The sequence below is a fragment of the Sphingobium sp. 22B genome (genome assembly GCF_001580035.1).
Classification (GTDB): domain Bacteria; phylum Pseudomonadota; class Alphaproteobacteria; order Sphingomonadales; family Sphingomonadaceae; genus Sphingobium; species Sphingobium fuliginis.
On record NZ_LTAB01000013.1, the window covers coordinates 1 to 17,369 of the forward strand.

The window sequence follows — 17,369 nt, forward strand, 5'->3', positions numbered from 1 at the left end:
ACACGCTATGACAAACTCGCCGCAAACTTCCTCGGCTTCGTCAAACTCGCCAGCATCATGCTATGGCTCAAATGATTAAATCGTCACTACTGCCTAGAACAGCTTCCGATCCGATTGCATCGGCTCGACTGCTCTCAGTTTTTGTTTTATCGCGTTTTCCGAGTCAGCAGATGATTCCATCGGCTTGGAAAACGCTCTAGCCCTCAAACCCCGCCGGTTCCGCCCAATCCGGGTGCACCCAGGCCATCGCCTTGAACAGCGTCCCCATGGCATCCCCGGCGGTCAGCCGCAGGCGGGCTGCCTCCACCTCCTCGGCGCGGGCCGGCGTCGTGCGGGCGAGCTGATCGGCGCGGGCGTCGATGCCCAGCCGGCGCAGGAAGGCGCCCTGACCGACCGGCCCCATCACCCGAAGCCCCGCCTGCCGCGCCATATTGCCGATCATGGTGAAGTCGACATGGGTGGTGAGGTCGCTTTCGCCCGGCTCCAGAAAGGGGTCGGCGAAGCGGTGCGCTCGCACCGCCTGCAACGTGTCCCCCAAGGCCGGCCCCTCATAGCCATAGTCGACGATGATCGCGGCGCCGCCCTGCCGGGCGATCCTGTGCGCGAGTTCCAGCGCGACCGCGGCCCCGGCCAGCGGCGTTTCCAATATCGCGCCTTCCGGCGCTTCGGCGGCGAGGGCGGGGATGCCCGACTCGACGCGGCGATAGCCCGCCATGGGCGCGAAACGATCAGGTTGGCCCGGATCGGGGCAGATCACCACCCGTTCGCGCCATTCCTTTCCGCTGCGCACGATCTGGCGCACGGGCAGCGCGTCGAAAAATTCGTTGGCGACGGCCAGCAGCGGCCCCTGTTCGGGCAGGGTGGAGACAGTGTCGTGATGGAAGATGTTGGGGATGATCGTCCTTTGCCGCTCCCGCAGGCTTGGGCTGGTCTCCACGAAATGCACCCGTGGGACGAGCGACAGGCCGGCCATGGCCCGGAGGGCATCGGAAGCGAGCGTGCCGCGGCCGGGGCCGAGTTCGACATAGCCGATCTCCGGCCGGCTGCCCGCCCGCATCCAGACGTCCGCCAGGCACAGCCCGACCAGTTCCCCGAACATCTGGCTGATCTCCGGCGCGGTGGTGAAGTCGCCGGCGGCGCCCAGCGGGTCGCGAGTGCCGTAATAATGCTGGTTCGCCTCCGCCATATAATGGGCGATGGAGATCGGCCCGCCCGACGCGATCTGGCGCGCCAGGCGTTCCGACAGGCTGGGTTCAGCTGACACTCGCGCTGCCCGCGACCGGTTCCACGCGCACGCGGCGGCTCCTGGCGGTGAAGATCAGGTACAGGCCGCCCAGGATCATCGGCACGCACAGCCACTGGCCCATGTGCAGGCCGGTGCGCGCGGCGAATTCCATGAGCTGCGCGTCGGCCTCGCGGAAATATTCGACGCCGAAGCGGAAGATGCCATAGCCAAGCAGGAAGATGCCCACCAGCATGCCGGGCTTGTAGCGGGCGCGGGTCTTCCAGAAGGCGAAAGCGAGGATCAGGAACAGCACGATGCCTTCCAGGAAAGCCTCGTAAAGCTGGCTCGGATGGCGGGGGAAGGCGCCGCCGGTCGGGAAGATAATCGCCCAGGGCACATCGGTTTCCTTGCCCCACAGCTCCCCGTTCACGAAATTGGCGAGGCGGCCGAAGAACAGGCCGAAGGGCACGCAGCAGGCCACGAAATCATGGATGCGCAGCCAACTGAGCTTCTCCTTGCGCGCCATGTAGAGGATGCCGAGCGACACGCCGATGGCCCCGCCATGGAAGGACATGCCGCCGTTCCACAGCTTGAAGATGTCCAGCGGATGGCGGAGGATTTCGGGCTGGTAGAAGAAGACATAGGCCAGCCGCCCGCCGATGATGATGCCCAGCGTCGCATAGAAGATCATGTCGTCGGCATGCCGGCGCGCCATGGGCGAACCGGGCTGGGCGATCAGCTTCAGCAGATACCAGTAGCCGATCAATATGCCCGCCAGATAGGCGAGGCTGTACCATTTCAGCGTGAAGAAGCCGAGGTCGAGCGCGACAGGGCTGAGGCCGAGCTGGTCGAAGCGGATGGCCCCCGAAGCGGCGGCGGCAAGGTCAAGGATCAAGTTGGCGTTCCCCTTGGGAAATTCGGCCCCCGCCATAGAGCAAGGTGGGGGACGGAGGAAAGGGAGGAAGTTGACCGGGCCGGTTCATGAAGTCCGAACGACGCTCCCGGCCATGGTGGTGGCGAGTTGCGGCGGCCTTGAGACGGAAAGGGCGCCACTCGACCAGACAGGGGCTTGGCATGCGTCGGGACCGACCTTGCAATCCTGCCTTCCCCAACGACGGATCGGGCATCGCCGCCATCCGACCGTCCTCACCCCTTCGAAATCCGCCAGCGCCGGGAAACCTGTTTCCACAAACCGCAAACCGAAATTCAGCCCCCGATCTTCGCCCGCGCAAAGGCGACGAGCGAGCCGAACGTCTCGAACGTATCGCCGTCTATATCCTCGTCCTCGATCAGGATGCCGAAGCGGTCCTCCATCTCGGTGAGCAGGCCCGCAACGGCCATGGAGTCCAGTTCCGGCAGCGCGCCGAACAGCGGCGTATCCGCATCGAAGGCGTCCACCCGGTCCTGCGACAGGGCCAGCACATCGCGCAGCAAGGCGCGCATCATCGTTTCAATATCCATTGCCCGGTCGACCGGTTGTGCATTGTCCGCCCGCATGATGGGCGCCTACCTAGTCGTTCCGCCGCTAACCTACAAGCGCCGAAATGGCCGCACGCGCGGCGGGCAGCCAGACCGAAGCGCGTCGGGGGTTGAAGAAATCCAGCCGGTAGAGCGTTTCCCGTTCCTCCATCCAGTCGGTCTTGTAGCCATTGTCGCCCGTTCCATAATCGATCGTCGCGACATGATCGCGATCGATGGCGTGCGCGAACATCGCATGGCTGAGCAGGCTGCCGGGGGAGGCGCCGTCGAACGCCTGATCATGGGCCAGCTTGTGAATGAGGGCGGTGCCGTTCTCCACCGTCCATAGCTGGGTCGCCACCGGCTGCTCCTCCAGCCGCGCAAAGCCCAGCCGGAGCGTCCCGGCGGCGCTTTCCCGCTGGGCCAGCGCATGGAGAAAGCCGAGATCGGCCTCCGGCTTCTTCCAGCTTCGTTCCTGCACGGCGGCATAGTCGCGCCACAGCGCCTCGGTCAGCCGGTCCGCGATGCTGAGGGTGAAGCGGCTCGCGCGGTTCTTGCGCGCGATCAGCGTACGCAGGCGGCCGGGCCGTTGCGCCCAATATTGCTCGAAAGTCCGCCCATTCAGGTGCAGCATATGCCGCCCCCCCATCGGCCGCCGGACGCTGAACCAGCCTGCACGGCGAAAGGCGTCGAGCAGCATGTCCGACGCGGCCGTGACCGGATAGAGGTCGATCTGGGCGCTGTCCGTCAACAGAGACTGGGCGATGACTTCGATCAGGCGACGACGGACGGTCTCGTCCGAAGGGCCAAGGAAGACCGGCCCCCAATCGAAACTGTACCAGTTGGCGAGCGCGCCCAGCCGTCCCGCTCCGGACGAAAGCAGGAAAAGCCATGCCTGACACTCCCCCTCCAACGCCTGGAAGATGCGGACGTCCGTCGTGGAAAAGCAATGCGCATGGAGCGATTCGAACCAGTCGATGCGGTCGAACAGCGACGGCGTGCCGGCGCGGTCGAGCGCTGAACCCAGCACCTGACGCGCTTGGGCGACGCTGCGATATTCCCTTGCGACCAGCAAACCATTATCTCCCCGTCGACAGCATCGACTTTAGGAAAAAAGTCTGGAGATGGAGTTAAGCGATTCCCCCGCGCCCATGGCGGACCCCATGATCGACGGCGCGCAGGTGCGGCCGATCGACCATCTGCTGCTGCGCGGCGACGCGGAACGGCCCGCGCTGGACGGGCGGTCGGGCACGCAAAGCTATGCGGAGCTGGAAGCGACATTGGGGCGGCTGGCGGCATGGCTTGCCCGATTCGGGCTGGACAAGGGCGCGCGAGTCGCAAGCTGGGTCGCAAAGGGCCCGGTCGCGGCCCTGATGCCGCTCGCCGCGCCCCGCGCCGGGCTGGTCCATGTGCCGGTCAATCCGCTGCTCAAACATGCCCAGGTCGCGCACATATTGGCGGACAGCGGCGCGTCGCTGCTGATCGGGACGGCCAGCCGTCTGGCGACCCTGACGCCGAGCGACGTGCCGGGGCGATGCGACCTGCACCGGGAGGATGATGCGGCCTGCGCGATGAGCGGGGGGGAGGCGCTGGCCCCGTCCCATGCCGCGCCCGACGAACTGGCCGCAATCCTCTACACCAGCGGATCGACCGGGCGGCCCAAGGGCGTGATGCTGAGCCACGCCAATCTCTGGCTGGGCGCGGTGTCGGTGGCGGAATATCTGAAGCTGACGGCGGACGACCGGACGCTTTGCGTGCTCCCCTTCAGCTTCGATTACGGGCAGAATCAGCTGTTTTCCACCTGGTTCGCCGGCGGATGCGCCTGTCCGCTCGATTATCTGACGCCGCGCGACGTGGTGAAGGCGGTGGATCGTTGGGACATCACCACCCTCGCGGGGGTGCCGCCGCTCTGGGTGCAGTTGACCGAACTGGACTGGCCCGCCGATGTGGCGGCGAAGCTCAGGCGGCTCACCAATAGCGGCGGCGCGCTGACGCGGCCCCTGGTGGCGAAGTTGCGGGCGCTGTTTCCGCGCGCGGACCTCTACCCCATGTATGGACTGACCGAGGCGTTCCGCTCGACCTATTTGCCGCCCGCGCTGGTGGAAAGCCGCCCCGACAGCATGGGATCGGCCATTCCCCATGCGGAGATACTGGTCGTTCGCCCGGACGGTTCGATTGCGGGCGACGATGAGCCGGGTGAACTGGTGCATTGCGGGCCGCTGGTGGCGCAGGGCTATTGGCGCGATCCGGCGCGCACGGCGGAACGGTTCAAACCGGCGCCCGTCGCCTCCCGCTATGGCGGCATGGCGGTATGGTCGGGCGATACCGTGCGCCGGGATGCGCAGGGACTGCTTTATTTTGTCGGACGCGATGACGCCATGATCAAGTCGGCCGGCAACCGCATCAGTCCCACGGAGGTCGAGGAAGCGGCCGTCGCGGTGGAGGGCGTTGCCGAAGCGGTTGCGCTGGGCGTCCGGGACGATCGTCTGGGGCAGGCGGTGCTGTTGCTGTTGCGCGGCGCTTCGCCGGAGCTAAAGGCGCAGGTGGAGGCACGGCTTCGGCAGGAGCTTCCCAATTTCATGCAACCGCGCGAGATCGTCATGCTTTCCGAATTTCCCCGCAATCCCAATGGCAAGATCGACCGCGTGGCGCTGGCGAAGGAATTCGCGGCATGAAGCCGATGGGACCGATCCCGCCCTTCTTCACCGGGGAGGAGGGCATGTTGCTGATCGGCGGCTGCGGCGCGGCGAGCCTGGTGGAGGAGGCCGGCGACACGCCGCTGTTCGTCTATGACATGGGCATCGTAGAGGGGCAGGCGCGGGCCTTTCGCGACGCCATGCCCGCGACGCTGTCGCTCCATTATGCGGTGAAGGCCAATCCCCATGCGCCCCTGCTGGAGCGCATGGCGAAGCTGGTGGACGGCTTCGACGTGGCGTCGGGCGGGGAACTGGCCCGGGCGCTGGAGGCGGGAATGGACGCTGCCCATATCAGCTTCGCCGGGCCGGGAAAGCGCGACGATGAACTGATCGTCGCCATAGACAGCGGCGCGACGATCAACCTTGAGTCGGAGGGGGAGGCGCGGCGGGCCATCGCCCTTGCGGAGCGGCGGGGCAGGACGCCGAAGTTGGCGGTGCGGGTGAACCCGGATTTCGACCTGAAGGGTTCCGGCATGCGCATGGGCGGCGGCGCCAAGCCTTTCGGCGTGGACGCGGAGCGCGCGGCGGCGCTGGCGCGCTGGGTGATCGATGCGGGGGCCCAATGGCGCGGCTGGCATATCTTCGCCGGGAGCCAGGCGCTGGGGGCGCAGGCGCTGATCGAGACGCAGGCGGCAACCATCGATCTCGCCACCCGCCTGTCCGACAGCATCGGCGCGGTGCCCCCGCTGGTCAATCTGGGCGGCGGCTTCGGCATTCCCTATTTTCCGGGCGACGAACGGCTGGACATCCGGCCCATCGGGGACGCGCTGGGCCGGCTGCTCGACGGGCGGGCGGACATATTGCAGGACAGCGCCTTCGCCATGGAACTGGGCCGCTGGCTGGTGGGGGAGGCGGGCGTTTACCTCACCCGCATCGTCGATGTGAAGAAGAGCCAGGGCGAAACCTTCGTCGTCGTCGATGGCGGGCTGCATCACCAGCTCGCGGCGAGCGGCAATTTCGGCACGGTGGTGCGCCGCAACTATCCCATCGCCGTCGCCAATCGCTTCGGGGAAGCGCCCGCGGCGGAGGCCGTAACGGTCGTGGGCTGCCTCTGCACCCCCATCGACAGGCTGGGGGACAAGGTCGCGTTGCCGCCGGTGGAGGAGGGCGACCTGATCGCGATCTTCCTGGCGGGGGCCTATGGCGCCTCGGCCAGCCCGGCGGCTTTTCTCGGTCATCCGGCGCCTCGGGAACTGCTGATCGGCTGATTTTAATCAACTGATTTGCCAATAACTTAACTCCTAACGCTATTTTTACCCTTTCGGGGCAAGAAGGCCGTCGAAGCTGAGTGCTTGACGGTTGCCGGCGCCTCCCTTTGGCGGCTGTCGGCGCGGCCGCGAAAAGGGGTGAATCTATGCGTTTCCTGTCACTTTCCCGTGCGTTGATCGGCATGTCCCTGCCGGCTCTGGCTCTTTCGGGCTGCGCTTCGGGCGGGGGCGCGCCCAATCTGCCGCCGGCGTCCTTCGTTTCGACGCAGGAGGGGCCGGGCGAGGAATATGTGATCGGGCCGCTCGACGATCTCACCATCTTCGTCTGGCGCAATCCCGATCTCGGCGCGAAGGTGCAGGTGCGGCCCGACGGGCGCATCACCACGCCGCTCATTTCCGACATGCCGGCAGTCGGCAAGACGCCCCGGCAACTGGCCGACGACCTGAAGGTGGCGCTGGGCAAATATATCGAAAATCCGCTGGTGTCGGTGATCGTCAACAATTTCTCCGGCACCTTCAGCCAGCAGGTGCGGATCGTCGGCGCGACCGAAAAGCCCGCCTCCATCCCCTATCGCGCCAATATGACGCTGCTCGACGCGATGATCTCGGTCGGCGGCCTTTCCGAATATGCGGCGGGCAACAGGGCGAAGCTGGTCCGCTTCAACAAGGAAACCGGCAAGCAGCAGGAATATCAGGTCCGCCTCGGCGACCTGCTGAAGCGCGGCGACAGCAAGGCGAACGTCATGCTGGCGCCCGGCGACGTCATCATCATTCCCGAAAGCATGTTCTGACATGGCGGCTCTCGTCGACGAACTGCTGGTCATCCTGCATGGCCTCTGGCTCCGCCGCTGGCTGGCGCTGGGCGTGGCCTGGGGCGTCTGCCTGGCCGGTTGGCTGGGCGTGGCGCTCATCCCCAACAGCTATGAATCCAAGGCGCGGGTCTATGTGAACACCCAGTCGCTGCTGGAGGACAAGGTGGGCATCACCCAGGTCCAGGCGCAACAGGACCTCGACAGGGTGCGCCAGACCCTGGCCAGCACGGCCAATCTGGAACGGGTGGTGAAGGAGACCGATCTCAACCGGACGGTCGACGGGCCGCGCGACCTGGCGGCGAAGATCACCGGATTGCGCGAGACCATCACCGTGATGGCGCAGCTTGACCCCAGCATGATCGACATCAGCGCCACATGGGCCGATTCCGGCCTGTCGGACGGCGCCAATGCGCGCATTTCGCAACAGATCGTGCAGAAGCTGGTCGACATCTTCCAGGAAACCAACCTGTCCTCCGACAAGGTGGAGACGCGGCAGAGCCTTGCCTTCCTCGACCAGCAACTGGCGGCGCGGGGCAAGCAGCTTGCCGCCGCCGAACAGCGCCGCGTCGAGTTCGAGCAGCGCTATGCGGGCATGCTGCCGGGCGCCGGATCGATCGGCCAGCGCATGGACGCCGCCCGGTCGGAGATCAACAGCATCGATTCGCAACTCGTGCAGGCGCAAAGCGCGCTGGCGGCGATGAACGGCCAGTTGGCGGGCACGCCGCAGACCTTGCCGGGCGTCGGCGCTTCGGGCGGGCCTTCGGCGCTGGCCCAGGCGCAGGCGGACCTTGCGTCGATGCGGGCGCGGGGCTTCACCAGCAGCCATCCCGACGTGATCGCGGCGCAGCGGCAGGTGGACCTGCTGCGCGGGCAGGGCGGCGGCAGCGCGGGCAGCACGCCCAATCCCGCCTATCTTTCGATCAGGTCGATGCAGGCGGAACGCGCCGCCACGGTGCAGGGGCTTTCCGCCCGCAAGGCGCAGTTGCAGGCGGACCTGAACGCCATGGCTTCGCGCCAGACGGATGAACCCGGCCTCGCCGCCGAGCAGGAACGGCTCGACCGCGACTATCAGGTGCTCAAGACCCAATATGACAAGATGCTGGCGGACCGCGAGGAAATCCGTCTGCGCGGCGATGTGAAGTCGGAAACCGGATCGGTCCAGTTCCGCGTCATCAATCCGCCCAGCCTGCCGACCGCTCCGGCCGCGCCGAACCGGCCGCTGCTGCTGCTGGGCGTGCTGATCCTGGGGCTGGGCGCGGGCATCGGCACGGCCTTTGCCGTGGCGCAGCTCAAGGGCGGCTTTCCCAATGCGGCGCGGCTGGAAAAGGCGCTGGGCGTCTCCGTGATCGGATCGATCAGCCAGACCGTCAGCGCGGCGCAGCAGGCGATGGAGAGGCAGCGGATGAAGTGGTTTGCAGGCGCCAGCGGCGGCCTTGCGGCGCTGTGCCTGCTGCTGATCGTCATCGAATTCGTCCAGCGCGGGCTGGCTTGAGGAGGGACCGGATATGAACAGGCACAAGTCCCTTTCCGGCGGATCGCTGATCGAGCGGGCGACCGAAATCTACGATTTCAGCGCGGCCCTGCGCGGGCGCGCGGCGCCCGCGGTCGAAGTTCCGGCGGGCGAACCCGTGGTGGAGGCCGCGCAACCCGCGCCCGCCGCCGTCGAAACGCCGGTCCCCGAAACGCCGGCCCCCGGCTATCGCGCGCCGGACTGGACCGGGCCGGTACAGCCGATCGACCGCATCGCGCTGGTCGAGGCGGGCTATCTGCTGCCCGACGGTCCCGTCACCGCGATGAGCGAGGAGTTCCGGCTGCTCAAGCGCGACCTGCTGGCCGAACTGGCGGGCAATGCACGGGGTAACCGGGTGCTGGTCTGCTCCGCCCATAGCGGGGAGGGCAAGAGCTTCTGCGCGATCAACCTGGCGCTCAGCCTGGCGGCGGAGAAGGATCGCGAAATCCTGCTGGTCGACGCCGATTTCGGCAAGCCCGGCATCCCGCAGGCGCTGGGGCTGACCGCAGGGCCGGGCCTGATGGACGCGCTGGCCGATCCGGCGATTGCCATCGAGGATTGCGTGCTGCGCACCGACATTCCCTCTCTCTCCGTGCTCCCGGCCGGACAGCGGAGCAACAACGACACCGAATATCTGGCCTCCGCGCGGACAGAAATGCTGCTGGGCCGCCTGACCGAGGGACGGCTCGACCGCATCGTCCTGTTCGATTCGCCGCCCCTGCTGGCCGCTTCTCCTGCGGCTGTGCTGGCCGGCCACGCCGCCGTCGCGCTGCTGGTGGTGCGGGCGGACAGGACGACGGAAGGCGCGCTGCGCGATGCGGCCGGACTGCTCAAGGGCGCGTCCAAGGTGAAGCTGCTCCTGAACGGTGTGAACTTCGCCAGCGGCGGACGGCGTTTCGGCAGCTATTATGCGCATGGCCATGATGGGGAGCATGCGGGCTGATGATCTCTCGCCTAGCCCTTCTTCTCGCGGGGATCGCCCTGGCCTCGCCCGCCCTTGCGCGGGACGAACAGCGCAAGGTCGACGTCACGCCCTATCTCGGCATCGACCAGGTCGTGGTCGCGCCGGTCCAGGGCGGCGGCGACGTTCTGACCTATACCAACGTCACCGCGGGCGTGACCGCCAGCGTGCAGACGCGGCGGCTGGAAGCCGCTGCGGACCTGCAATATGCACATAGCTTCGGCTGGGGCGATGGCCTCAGCGATCAGGACATCATCAGCGGGATCGTCAGCGGCCAATATGGCCTCGCGCGCGGGCTGTCGCTGAATGCAGGCGGCCTGGCGACGCGGGTCCGCACGGACGGGTTCTCGGGCGCGTCGGTGCGCAATGACGGCTATAGCAGCCAGGTCTATGCAGGCTATGTCGGCCCGTCCTATGTCACGCGGCTGGGCGATCTGGACATCAGCGCCTCCTACCGGCTCGGCTATGCGCGGGTCGAGGATGACGTGAATGTCGATTTCCCCGGTGCGCCTCTGGGCAATGGCTTCGCGGAATCGACCACCCATGACCTGATGGGTTCCGTCGGCGTCGGGCCGGGGGTGTGGATGCCGCTGGGCCTCGTCGCCAGCGCAGGCTACAGCCGGGAGGATGCAAGCCAGCTCGACCAGCGGTTCGAGGACAAATGGGCGCGGCTCGACGCCACCCTGCCGGTATCCCCCACGCTCGCCCTGATCGGCGGCATCGGTTATGAGAAGATCGAGATCAGTCAGCGTTCGCCCTTGCTCGACGGCAATGGCGTGCCGGTAATCTCCTCCAGCGGCCGCTATGTCACCGACGACAGCTCGCCTCGCCAGCTCATCTATGATTTCGACGACATCATCTGGGATGTCGGCGTGCTCTGGCGGCCGAGCCACCGCACCTCGCTGACCGCGCGGGTGGGCGAACGCTATGGCGGCATGACCTATTCGGGCAGCTTCATCTGGCAGGGCCGGGACAAGTCGTTCGCCCTGGTCGTGTTCGACGGCATCGACAGCTTCGGGCGCGTCATCACTTCCGATGTGGCGGCGCTTTCGGGCAGCGACCTCAATATCGTGCGCAATCCCTTCACCGGCGATTTCACCGGCTGCGCCTTTTCCACCAGCGGGGGCGGGCAGTGCTTCAACGATGCGCTGGCCGGGGTCACGGGCGCGAATTTCCGCTATCGCGGCGTGGCGGCCCAGTTCGCGGCGGAGCGCGGGCCCTGGGGCATGGGTGTCGGCCTTGGCTATTCGCAGCGCAAGTTCGTGACGCCTTCGGGTGAGACGGTGCTGGTGCGCGGCACGCGGGACCAGAACTGGTACGGCAACGCCTCGCTCACCTATCGCGTCGACAGCCAGTCGAGCATCGATACGGCCGTCTATGCCAATTATTTCGACGCCAGCGGCAACCGGCTGGACGTGCTGAACCTGGGCGCCTTCGCCAGCTATTACCGGCTCGTCACGCGCAATCTGCAGGCGTCCGCCTCGGTCGGCGTCGACAGTGCCAAGGCGGACAATCTGGACGCCGTCATCAACGCCATGGGCCAGCTTGGCCTTCGCTACACATTTTAAGCCAATGCCCCGTCGGGTGGAGAGATAGTCATGTACGACCAGTTCTACGGATTGCAGGGACGCCCGTTCCAGCTGACGCCGGACCCGCATTTCTATTTCGAGAGCGCGACCCATCGCAAGGCGCTGTCCTATCTGGGCTATGGCCTTGCGCAGGGAGAAGGCTTCATCGTCATCACCGGCGACATCGGCGCGGGCAAGACGACGCTGGTCGGCCACCTCATGAACACCATCGACCCGTCGCGCCTGACGGCCGTGAAGATCGTCTCGACCCAGGTGGAGGGCGACGACATGCTGCGCCTTGCCGCGCAGAGCTTCGGCCTGGGCGTCGACGGCATGCCCAAGGCGCAGATACTGAAGCAGATCGAGGGCTGGCTCCATGCGCAGGCGCGGGCGGGCAAGCGGTCGCTGCTGATCGTGGACGAGGCGCAGAACCTGCCCATTTCCGCGATCGAGGAATTGCGGATGCTGTCCAACTTCCAGTTGGGCGGGCAGTCGCTGCTGCAGATATTCCTGCTGGGCCAGCCGGAATTTCGCGACCTGCTGAAATCGCCGGAACTGGAGCAGCTTCGCCAGCGGGTGATCGCCACCCATCATCTGGAACCGATGATGCGGCGGGAGGTCGAACCCTATATACTGCACCGCCTGTCGCTGGCCGGATGGCAGGGCGATCCGCAATTCACGCCGGAGGCTTTCGCCGCCATCTATGCCGCGACCGGCGGCGTGCCGCGCCGGATCAACGTGCTGGTCAGCCGCGTGCTGCTGCTGGGTGCGCTCGACCAGCTTTCGGTGATCGATGCCGAAGTGGTCTATGCGGTGGTGAACGACATGGGCGCGGACGCGGACGTAACGCCGGAACCGATGGCGCGCAGCGTGCTGGACGATGCCGGGGAACTGGCGGACATGCCTGCTGCCGTGCCGTTCGCGGCCGACCCCGGGGTTTCCGACGAGGTTGCGTCCTTGCGCGCCGAGGTGGAGGCGCTGCGGGCCGCCAGCCCCGGGCCGGCCACGGACCTGCTCGACGAGATCGCTTCCCTGCGGGCGGAGATCGACACGCTTCGGGCCGAGAACGACTTTGCCCGCAGCGCGCCGAGCGTCGATCCCGAAGCGCTGAAGGACTGCTTCGCCCTTGTCGAGGAACGGCTTTCCACGCTGGAGTTCCGCGTGACGGAGCAGGACACGGCACTGCGCCGGGTGCTGACGCTGCTGGTCGAATGGGTCGAGCGCGAGGAAAGGCTGGGCGAAACGCAGCAAAGCGCCGCCGCCTGACGGACCCATGCTGAACGCCCTATCCGTCGATGTCGAGGACTGGTTCCAGGTCGGCGCTTTCGAGCGCACGATCCGGCGCGAGGATTGGGCGGGCCTGACCCATCGCGTCGAGCGCAACACCGATGCGGTGCTGGCGCTGTTCGAGGAGGCGGGGGTCAGCGCGACCTTCTTCACGCTTGGCTGGGTGGCGGAGCGCTATCCGGCGCTGATGCGGCGCATCAGCGCGGCGGGGCATGAGGTCGCCAGCCATGGCTATGACCATAAGCGGGTCTTCACCTTCGACGGGGCGCAGTTCCGCGCCGACCTGCGCCGGTCGCGGGCGATCCTGGAGGATGCGACCGGCCAGGCGGTGACGGGCTATCGCGCGCCCAGCTTTTCCATCGACCGGCGCAACCCCTGGGCGCATGAAGTGCTGGCGGAGGAAGGCTATGCCTATTCCAGCAGCGTCGCGCCGATCCGGCACGATCATTACGGATGGCCTGAAACGCCGCGCTTCGCCTGGCGGCCGGTCAAGGGATCGCCGCTGGTCGAACTGCCCGTGACCACCGCAAGGTTTGCGGGGCGAACGCTGGCGGCAGGCGGCGGCGGCTTCTTCCGGCTGCTGCCCTATGGTTTTTCGCGCTGGGCGATCCGGCAGGTGAACCAGCGGGATGGGCGGCCGGCGATCATCTATTTCCATCCGTGGGAGATCGACCCCGGCCAGCCGCGCGTCGAGGGGGCGCCGTTGCGCTCACGGGTGCGGCATTACAGCAATCTGTCGGTCATGGCGGCCAAGCTGCGTCGTCTGACGCGGGACTTTTCATGGACCCGCGTGGACGCGCTGGCGGCGCAGGAAGCGGAGCGGGCGGCATGATGGCGGGGGAAATGCTCGTCACCGCGCTGGACCTCGACGATCCGGCGCAGCGGAGCGCGGCGGATAAATTCGTGATGGCGCATCCGGCGGGGACGCCCTTCCACCGGCCGGCCTGGTTGACGGGCGTGGAGCGAGGGACCGGCAATCGGGCGCACATGCTGGCCGCCGTGGCGCCTTCGGGGGAGATGGCCGGGCTGCTGCCGCTGCATCATGTGAAAAGCGCCCTGTTCGGGCAGGCTCTGGTGTCGTCGGGCTTTGCCGTCGACGGCGGGATTCTCGCCAGCGATCCGGCGGCGGTGCCTGCTCTGGCCGCAGCCTGCGAGGGCATGGCGCGGGACGGCGGCATCGCCTCGGTCGAAATCCGTGGCGGTCCGGCGCCGGGCAAGGGCTGGGCGCTGCATGAGGGCAGCCATCTGGGCTTTGCGCGCCCTATCGCGGCGGATGATGAGGCGGAACTGCTCGCCGTGCCGCGCAAGCACCGGGCGGAGTTGCGCAAGGCGCTGGCCAATGACGCGCTGCGCGTCGAGATCGGGCGGGAGGCGCGGCATCGACAGGCGCATTACCGCGTCTATTCGGAAAGCGTGCGCAATCTCGGCACGCCGGTCTTCCCGGCACGGCTGTTCCGCGAAGTGCTGGCGGCCTTTGCCGAGGAAGCGGACATATTGGCGGTCTATGAGGGGGAACGGCCGGTTTCGGCGGTGCTGACCCTCTATCATCAGGGGCGGGTCATGCCCTTCTGGGGCGGCGGCATTGCGGATGCGCGGCCGCTGCGGTCGAACGAACTCATGTATTTCCGGCTGATGGGTCATGGCCGGGCGCGGGGCATGCGCGTCTTCGACTTCGGCCGTTCCAAGACAGGCAGCGGACAGGCGGCGTGGAAGAAGAGCTTCGGCTTCGACCCCGTGCCCCTTTCCTATCATAGCTGGTCGGCCACGGGCGAGCGGCGGGACATCGATCCCAACAGCCCGCACTATCAACGGCGGATCGACCTCTGGAAGAAGCTGCCCCTGCCGGTTGCGAACCTCATCGGACCGCTCATCGCGCGGGGGCTGGGGTGAGGGGGGACATCCTCTTCCTCTGCCATCGCATCCCCTTTCCGCCGGATCGGGGCGACAAGATCCGGTCCTATCATCTGCTGGAGCGGATGGCGGAGGTCGCGCCCGTCCATGTCGGCTGCTTTGCCGACGATGCGCGGGACATGGGCTTTGCCCCCGACATGGCGAAGCTGACCGCCAGCCAGTGCGTGCTGATGCGCGACCGCTCGCGCATCATGGCGGGCCTCAAAGGGCTGGCGAAGGGGCAGCCCCTGCTGGTGTCGCTGTTCGATCATCCCGATCTGCATCGCTGGGTCGCGAAGACGCTGGCGGAACGGCCCATCGCGGCGGTCGTCACCTATTCGGCGCAGATGGCGCATTTCGTGCCCATGCTGCCGGACGGGGTGCGCTTCGTCATGGATTTCGTGGATTTCGATTCGGCCAAATATGCCGCTTATGGCGCGCAGGGCTCCGGCCCCATGGCCTGGATCAACCGGCGCGAAGGGCGCATGCTGCTGGACTTCGAGCGGAAGGTGGCTGAACGGGCCGACCTCTGCGCCTTTGTGAGCGAGGCGGAGGCGGCGCTGTTCCGGCGCGAAAGCGGGCTGGGCCCCGATAGAATCGTTGGCATCGACAATGGCGTCGCGCTGGACTTTTTCGATCCCTCGGCGGATTTCCCCGCCGTGGATCGGCCGGACGGGCGGCTGCTCGTCTTCACCGGCCAGATGGACTATCGGCCCAATGTCGAGGCGGTTGAGAGCTTTGCCCGCGAAACCCTGCCCGCGATCCGTGCCCGCTGTCCGCAGGCGCTTTTCGCCATTGTCGGCCGCAATCCCACGAAATCGGTGCAGGCGCTGGCGGCTTTGCCGGGCGTGATCGTGACCGGAGCCGTGCCCGATGTCCGCGGCTGGCTGGCGGCGGCGGACGTGGTGGTGGCGCCGCTGCGGATCGCGCGGGGTATCCAGAACAAGCTGCTGGAGGCGATGGCCATGGCGCGGCCCGTCGTCGCCTCCCCCCAAGCCGCCGAAGGGATCGACGCCCGCGATGGCGAGCACCTGCTGATCGCCGCCGACCCGGGGCAGGAGGCGGAGACGCTTCTTGCGCTGCTCGCCGATCCAACCCGCGCCGCGTGCCTTGGCCATGCGGCGCGATCCCGGATGGAGGAGCGCTACCGCTGGTCCGCGACGCTGGCGAAGCTGCCGGACATGCTGTTCGGATCGCCGGCCGCCGCCGACATGAGGGCCGCGTGATGGAAGGCGCGCTTCCCATGCGGCCGGAGGTGAAGCTGTCCGGCTGGCGCGGTCATCTGACGGCGTTCGCCATCATCGCCGGCACGATCCTGGCGCTGTTCCACCGCGACCTGCTGGGCATGATGGCGATCTGGTGGAACGCCTCGACCTATGGCCATTGTCTGTTCGTGCCGTTTCTTGTCGCATGGCTGGTGCAGCAGCGTTTGCCCGGCCTGCGCCGGCTGGAGCCATCCGCCTGGGCGCCCGGGCTTGTCTGGCTGGGGCTGGGCGCTTTCGCCTGGATGCTGGGCGCGGCGGCGGGCGTGGCCGTGCTGCGGCATGGCGCGCTGATCCTGATGTTGCAGGGTTCGGTCATCGCGCTGCTGGGACCGGCCGTGGCGCGGGCGCTGCTCTTTCCGCTGTTCTACGCCTTCTTCATGGTGCCCTTCGGGGAGGAGATCGTCGCGCCCCTGCAACTGGTGACGGCGCATATCAGCATGATCCTGCTCGGCCTGACCGGCATTCCCGCGCAGATGCAGGGCATCTTCATCACCACGCCCAATGGCTATTTCGAGGTGGCGGAGGCCTGTTCCGGCGCGAAGTTCGTGATCGCCATGACGGCCTATGGCCTGCTCGTCTGCAATGTCTGCTTCACCAGCTGGAAGCGGCGGGTGGCCTTCATGATCGGCGCGCTTTCGCTATCGATATTGGCGAACGGCGTGCGCGCCTTCGCCACCATCTTCGTCGCGGAAGTGACCACCATCGATGCGGCGGCGGGCTTCGATCATGTGGTCTATGGCTGGCTGTTCTTCGCCGTCATCATGATCGTGGTGATGGCGATGGCCTGGCCCTTTTTCGACCGGCAGCCCGGCGATCCCTGGTTCGATCCCGAACATCTGCGCCATGAAGGCCATGCTTCGCCGGGCGCCGTCGCGGGCGGCGCGCTGGCGATGATCGTGGCCGCGCCCCTGTGGCTGGCGGCGAGCGCGGCGGTGGGCCAGCCTCTGCCCGGCGCACCCGCCATGCCGCAGGTGAAGGGCTGGGTCCGAAGCGACGAACCGCCGCTCCCGCTCTGGCGGCCGCGCTTCGACGGCGCCGATTATCTGGCCATGGCGAGATACCGCAATGCGGAGGGACAGGTGGTCGATCTCGCCATTGCGACCTTCGACCGGCAGGATGAGGGGCGCGAACTGGTCGGCTTCGGTCAGGGCGCGGCGGGCACCGACAGCGGATGGACCTGGTCGCAGCCCGCCGCCGCGCCCGAAAATGCGCGCGGCGAGCAGATCACCGGCCCCGGCCGGCTGGTGCGCCATGTCGTCAGCTTCTATGCCGTCGGCAAGGGCCAGCCCACCGGCAGCGCCCATCTCGTCAAGCTGGAGACGATGAAGGCGCGCCTGTTGGGCACTGACCAGCGCGCCGCCGCCATCATGGTTTCGGCAGAGGAACGGGCAGGCCGCCCTTCGGACGCCGCCATCGCCGCCTTCCTCCATGATCTGGGCGATGTGAAGGATTTGGCTGACCGCAGCCTACGAACCCGCTAAGACCCTTC

15 protein-coding genes are annotated in these 17,369 nt (G+C 67.1%); 11 read left to right on the forward strand and 4 right to left on the reverse strand.

Translation table 11 applies throughout. The features are described from left to right. Nucleotides 1-196: 196 nt before the first annotated feature. The 4 genes from A0J57_RS13240 to A0J57_RS13255 form a co-directional block, all read right to left on the reverse strand. Complete coding sequence (locus A0J57_RS13240) at nt 197-1,264, reverse strand: class I SAM-dependent methyltransferase (RefSeq protein ID WP_061936221.1); 1,068 nt, start codon at nt 1,262-1,264, stop codon at nt 197-199. Next, the gene (gene lgt, locus A0J57_RS13245) at nt 1,254-2,156 is read right to left on the reverse strand and encodes a prolipoprotein diacylglyceryl transferase (RefSeq protein ID WP_173664357.1); all 903 of its coding nucleotides are present in this window, start codon (nt 2,154-2,156) and stop codon (nt 1,254-1,256) included. Before lgt ends, A0J57_RS13240 begins: the two co-directional genes overlap by 11 nt. 275 nt (nt 2,157-2,431) lie before the next feature. Next, nucleotides 2,432-2,722, reverse strand: a complete 291-nt coding sequence (locus A0J57_RS13250) for an acyl carrier protein (RefSeq protein WP_025549642.1) — start codon at nt 2,720-2,722, stop codon at nt 2,432-2,434. A gap of 28 nt (nt 2,723-2,750) precedes the next feature. Continuing rightward, on the reverse strand, nt 2,751-3,758 hold the full coding sequence (locus A0J57_RS13255) for a GNAT family N-acetyltransferase (protein WP_061936224.1): 1,008 nt from the start codon (nt 3,756-3,758) through the stop codon (nt 2,751-2,753). Between the two features lie 49 nt (nt 3,759-3,807). On the opposite strand from A0J57_RS13255, the gene A0J57_RS13260 reads away from it, so the two are divergent. The 11 genes from A0J57_RS13260 (at nt 3,808) to A0J57_RS13310 (ending at nt 17,361) form a co-directional block, all read left to right on the forward strand. After that, a complete protein-coding gene (locus tag A0J57_RS13260; protein ID WP_235600871.1) occupies nt 3,808-5,358 on the forward strand; it encodes an acyl-CoA ligase (AMP-forming), exosortase A system-associated in 1,551 nt (516 codons plus the stop codon). Further along, nucleotides 5,355-6,587 (forward strand): pyridoxal-dependent decarboxylase, exosortase A system-associated, encoded by a 1,233-nt coding sequence (locus tag A0J57_RS13265; protein ID WP_061936227.1) that lies wholly within the window; start codon nt 5,355-5,357, stop codon nt 6,585-6,587. The genes A0J57_RS13260 and A0J57_RS13265 overlap by 4 nt, the downstream gene beginning before the upstream one ends. Before the next feature lie 146 nt (nt 6,588-6,733). Then, on the forward strand, nt 6,734-7,378 hold the full coding sequence (locus tag A0J57_RS13270) for an XrtA/PEP-CTERM system exopolysaccharide export protein (RefSeq protein ID WP_044661858.1): 645 nt from the start codon (nt 6,734-6,736) through the stop codon (nt 7,376-7,378). A 1-nt stretch (nt 7,379) separates the two neighbouring features. Next, nucleotides 7,380-8,891, forward strand: coding sequence for an XrtA system polysaccharide chain length determinant (locus A0J57_RS13275; protein WP_025549647.1), 1,512 nt, complete (start codon nt 7,380-7,382; stop codon nt 8,889-8,891). Between the two features lie 13 nt (nt 8,892-8,904). Then, complete coding sequence (locus tag A0J57_RS13280) at nt 8,905-9,852, forward strand: P-loop NTPase (RefSeq protein ID WP_061936230.1); 948 nt, start codon at nt 8,905-8,907, stop codon at nt 9,850-9,852. Next, nucleotides 9,852-11,438: a hypothetical protein gene (locus A0J57_RS13285; RefSeq protein WP_061936233.1), complete on the forward strand. Its 1,587-nt coding sequence runs from the start codon at nt 9,852-9,854 to the stop codon at nt 11,436-11,438. Before A0J57_RS13280 ends, A0J57_RS13285 begins: the two co-directional genes overlap by 1 nt. Before the next feature lie 30 nt (nt 11,439-11,468). Then, nucleotides 11,469-12,704: an XrtA/PEP-CTERM system-associated ATPase gene (locus A0J57_RS13290; RefSeq protein WP_061936236.1), complete on the forward strand. Its 1,236-nt coding sequence runs from the start codon at nt 11,469-11,471 to the stop codon at nt 12,702-12,704. Between the two features lie 7 nt (nt 12,705-12,711). After that, a complete protein-coding gene (locus A0J57_RS13295; RefSeq protein WP_025549651.1) occupies nt 12,712-13,557 on the forward strand; it encodes an XrtA system polysaccharide deacetylase in 846 nt (281 codons plus the stop codon). Then, entirely contained in the window at nt 13,554-14,615 is a 1,062-nt protein-coding gene (locus tag A0J57_RS13300) for a FemAB family XrtA/PEP-CTERM system-associated protein (RefSeq protein WP_061936239.1), read from the forward strand. Before A0J57_RS13295 ends, A0J57_RS13300 begins: the two co-directional genes overlap by 4 nt. Further along, nucleotides 14,612-15,841 (forward strand): TIGR03087 family PEP-CTERM/XrtA system glycosyltransferase, encoded by a 1,230-nt coding sequence (locus A0J57_RS13305; RefSeq protein ID WP_061936241.1) that lies wholly within the window; start codon nt 14,612-14,614, stop codon nt 15,839-15,841. Before A0J57_RS13300 ends, A0J57_RS13305 begins: the two co-directional genes overlap by 4 nt. Then, the gene (locus A0J57_RS13310) at nt 15,841-17,361 is read left to right on the forward strand and encodes an EpsI domain-containing exosortase (RefSeq protein ID WP_061936244.1); all 1,521 of its coding nucleotides are present in this window, start codon (nt 15,841-15,843) and stop codon (nt 17,359-17,361) included. Before A0J57_RS13305 ends, A0J57_RS13310 begins: the two co-directional genes overlap by 1 nt. Nucleotides 17,362-17,369: the final 8 nt, after the last annotated feature.

Excerpts from the sequence above, each read along its gene's own strand:
- A0J57_RS13275 (WP_025549647.1), top strand. The coding sequence starts at position 7,380 with ATGGCGGCTCTCGTCGACGAACTGCTGGTCATCCTGCATGGCCTCTGG.
- A0J57_RS13250 (WP_025549642.1), bottom strand. The coding sequence starts at position 2,722 with ATGCGGGCGGACAATGCACAACCGGTCGACCGGGCAATGGATATTGAA.
- A0J57_RS13270 (WP_044661858.1), top strand. The coding sequence starts at position 6,734 with ATGCGTTTCCTGTCACTTTCCCGTGCGTTGATCGGCATGTCCCTGCCG.
- A0J57_RS13310 (WP_061936244.1), top strand. The coding sequence starts at position 15,841 with ATGGAAGGCGCGCTTCCCATGCGGCCGGAGGTGAAGCTGTCCGGCTGG.
- A0J57_RS13265 (WP_061936227.1), top strand. The coding sequence starts at position 5,355 with ATGAAGCCGATGGGACCGATCCCGCCCTTCTTCACCGGGGAGGAGGGC.
- A0J57_RS13280 (WP_061936230.1), top strand. The coding sequence starts at position 8,905 with ATGAACAGGCACAAGTCCCTTTCCGGCGGATCGCTGATCGAGCGGGCG.
- A0J57_RS13295 (WP_025549651.1), top strand. The coding sequence starts at position 12,712 with ATGCTGAACGCCCTATCCGTCGATGTCGAGGACTGGTTCCAGGTCGGC.
- A0J57_RS13285 (WP_061936233.1), top strand. The coding sequence starts at position 9,852 with ATGATCTCTCGCCTAGCCCTTCTTCTCGCGGGGATCGCCCTGGCCTCG.
- A0J57_RS13300 (WP_061936239.1), top strand. The coding sequence starts at position 13,554 with ATGATGGCGGGGGAAATGCTCGTCACCGCGCTGGACCTCGACGATCCG.
- A0J57_RS13290 (WP_061936236.1), top strand. The coding sequence starts at position 11,469 with ATGTACGACCAGTTCTACGGATTGCAGGGACGCCCGTTCCAGCTGACG.
- lgt (WP_173664357.1), bottom strand. The coding sequence starts at position 2,156 with ATGGCGGGGGCCGAATTTCCCAAGGGGAACGCCAACTTGATCCTTGAC.
- A0J57_RS13260 (WP_235600871.1), top strand. The coding sequence starts at position 3,808 with ATGGAGTTAAGCGATTCCCCCGCGCCCATGGCGGACCCCATGATCGAC.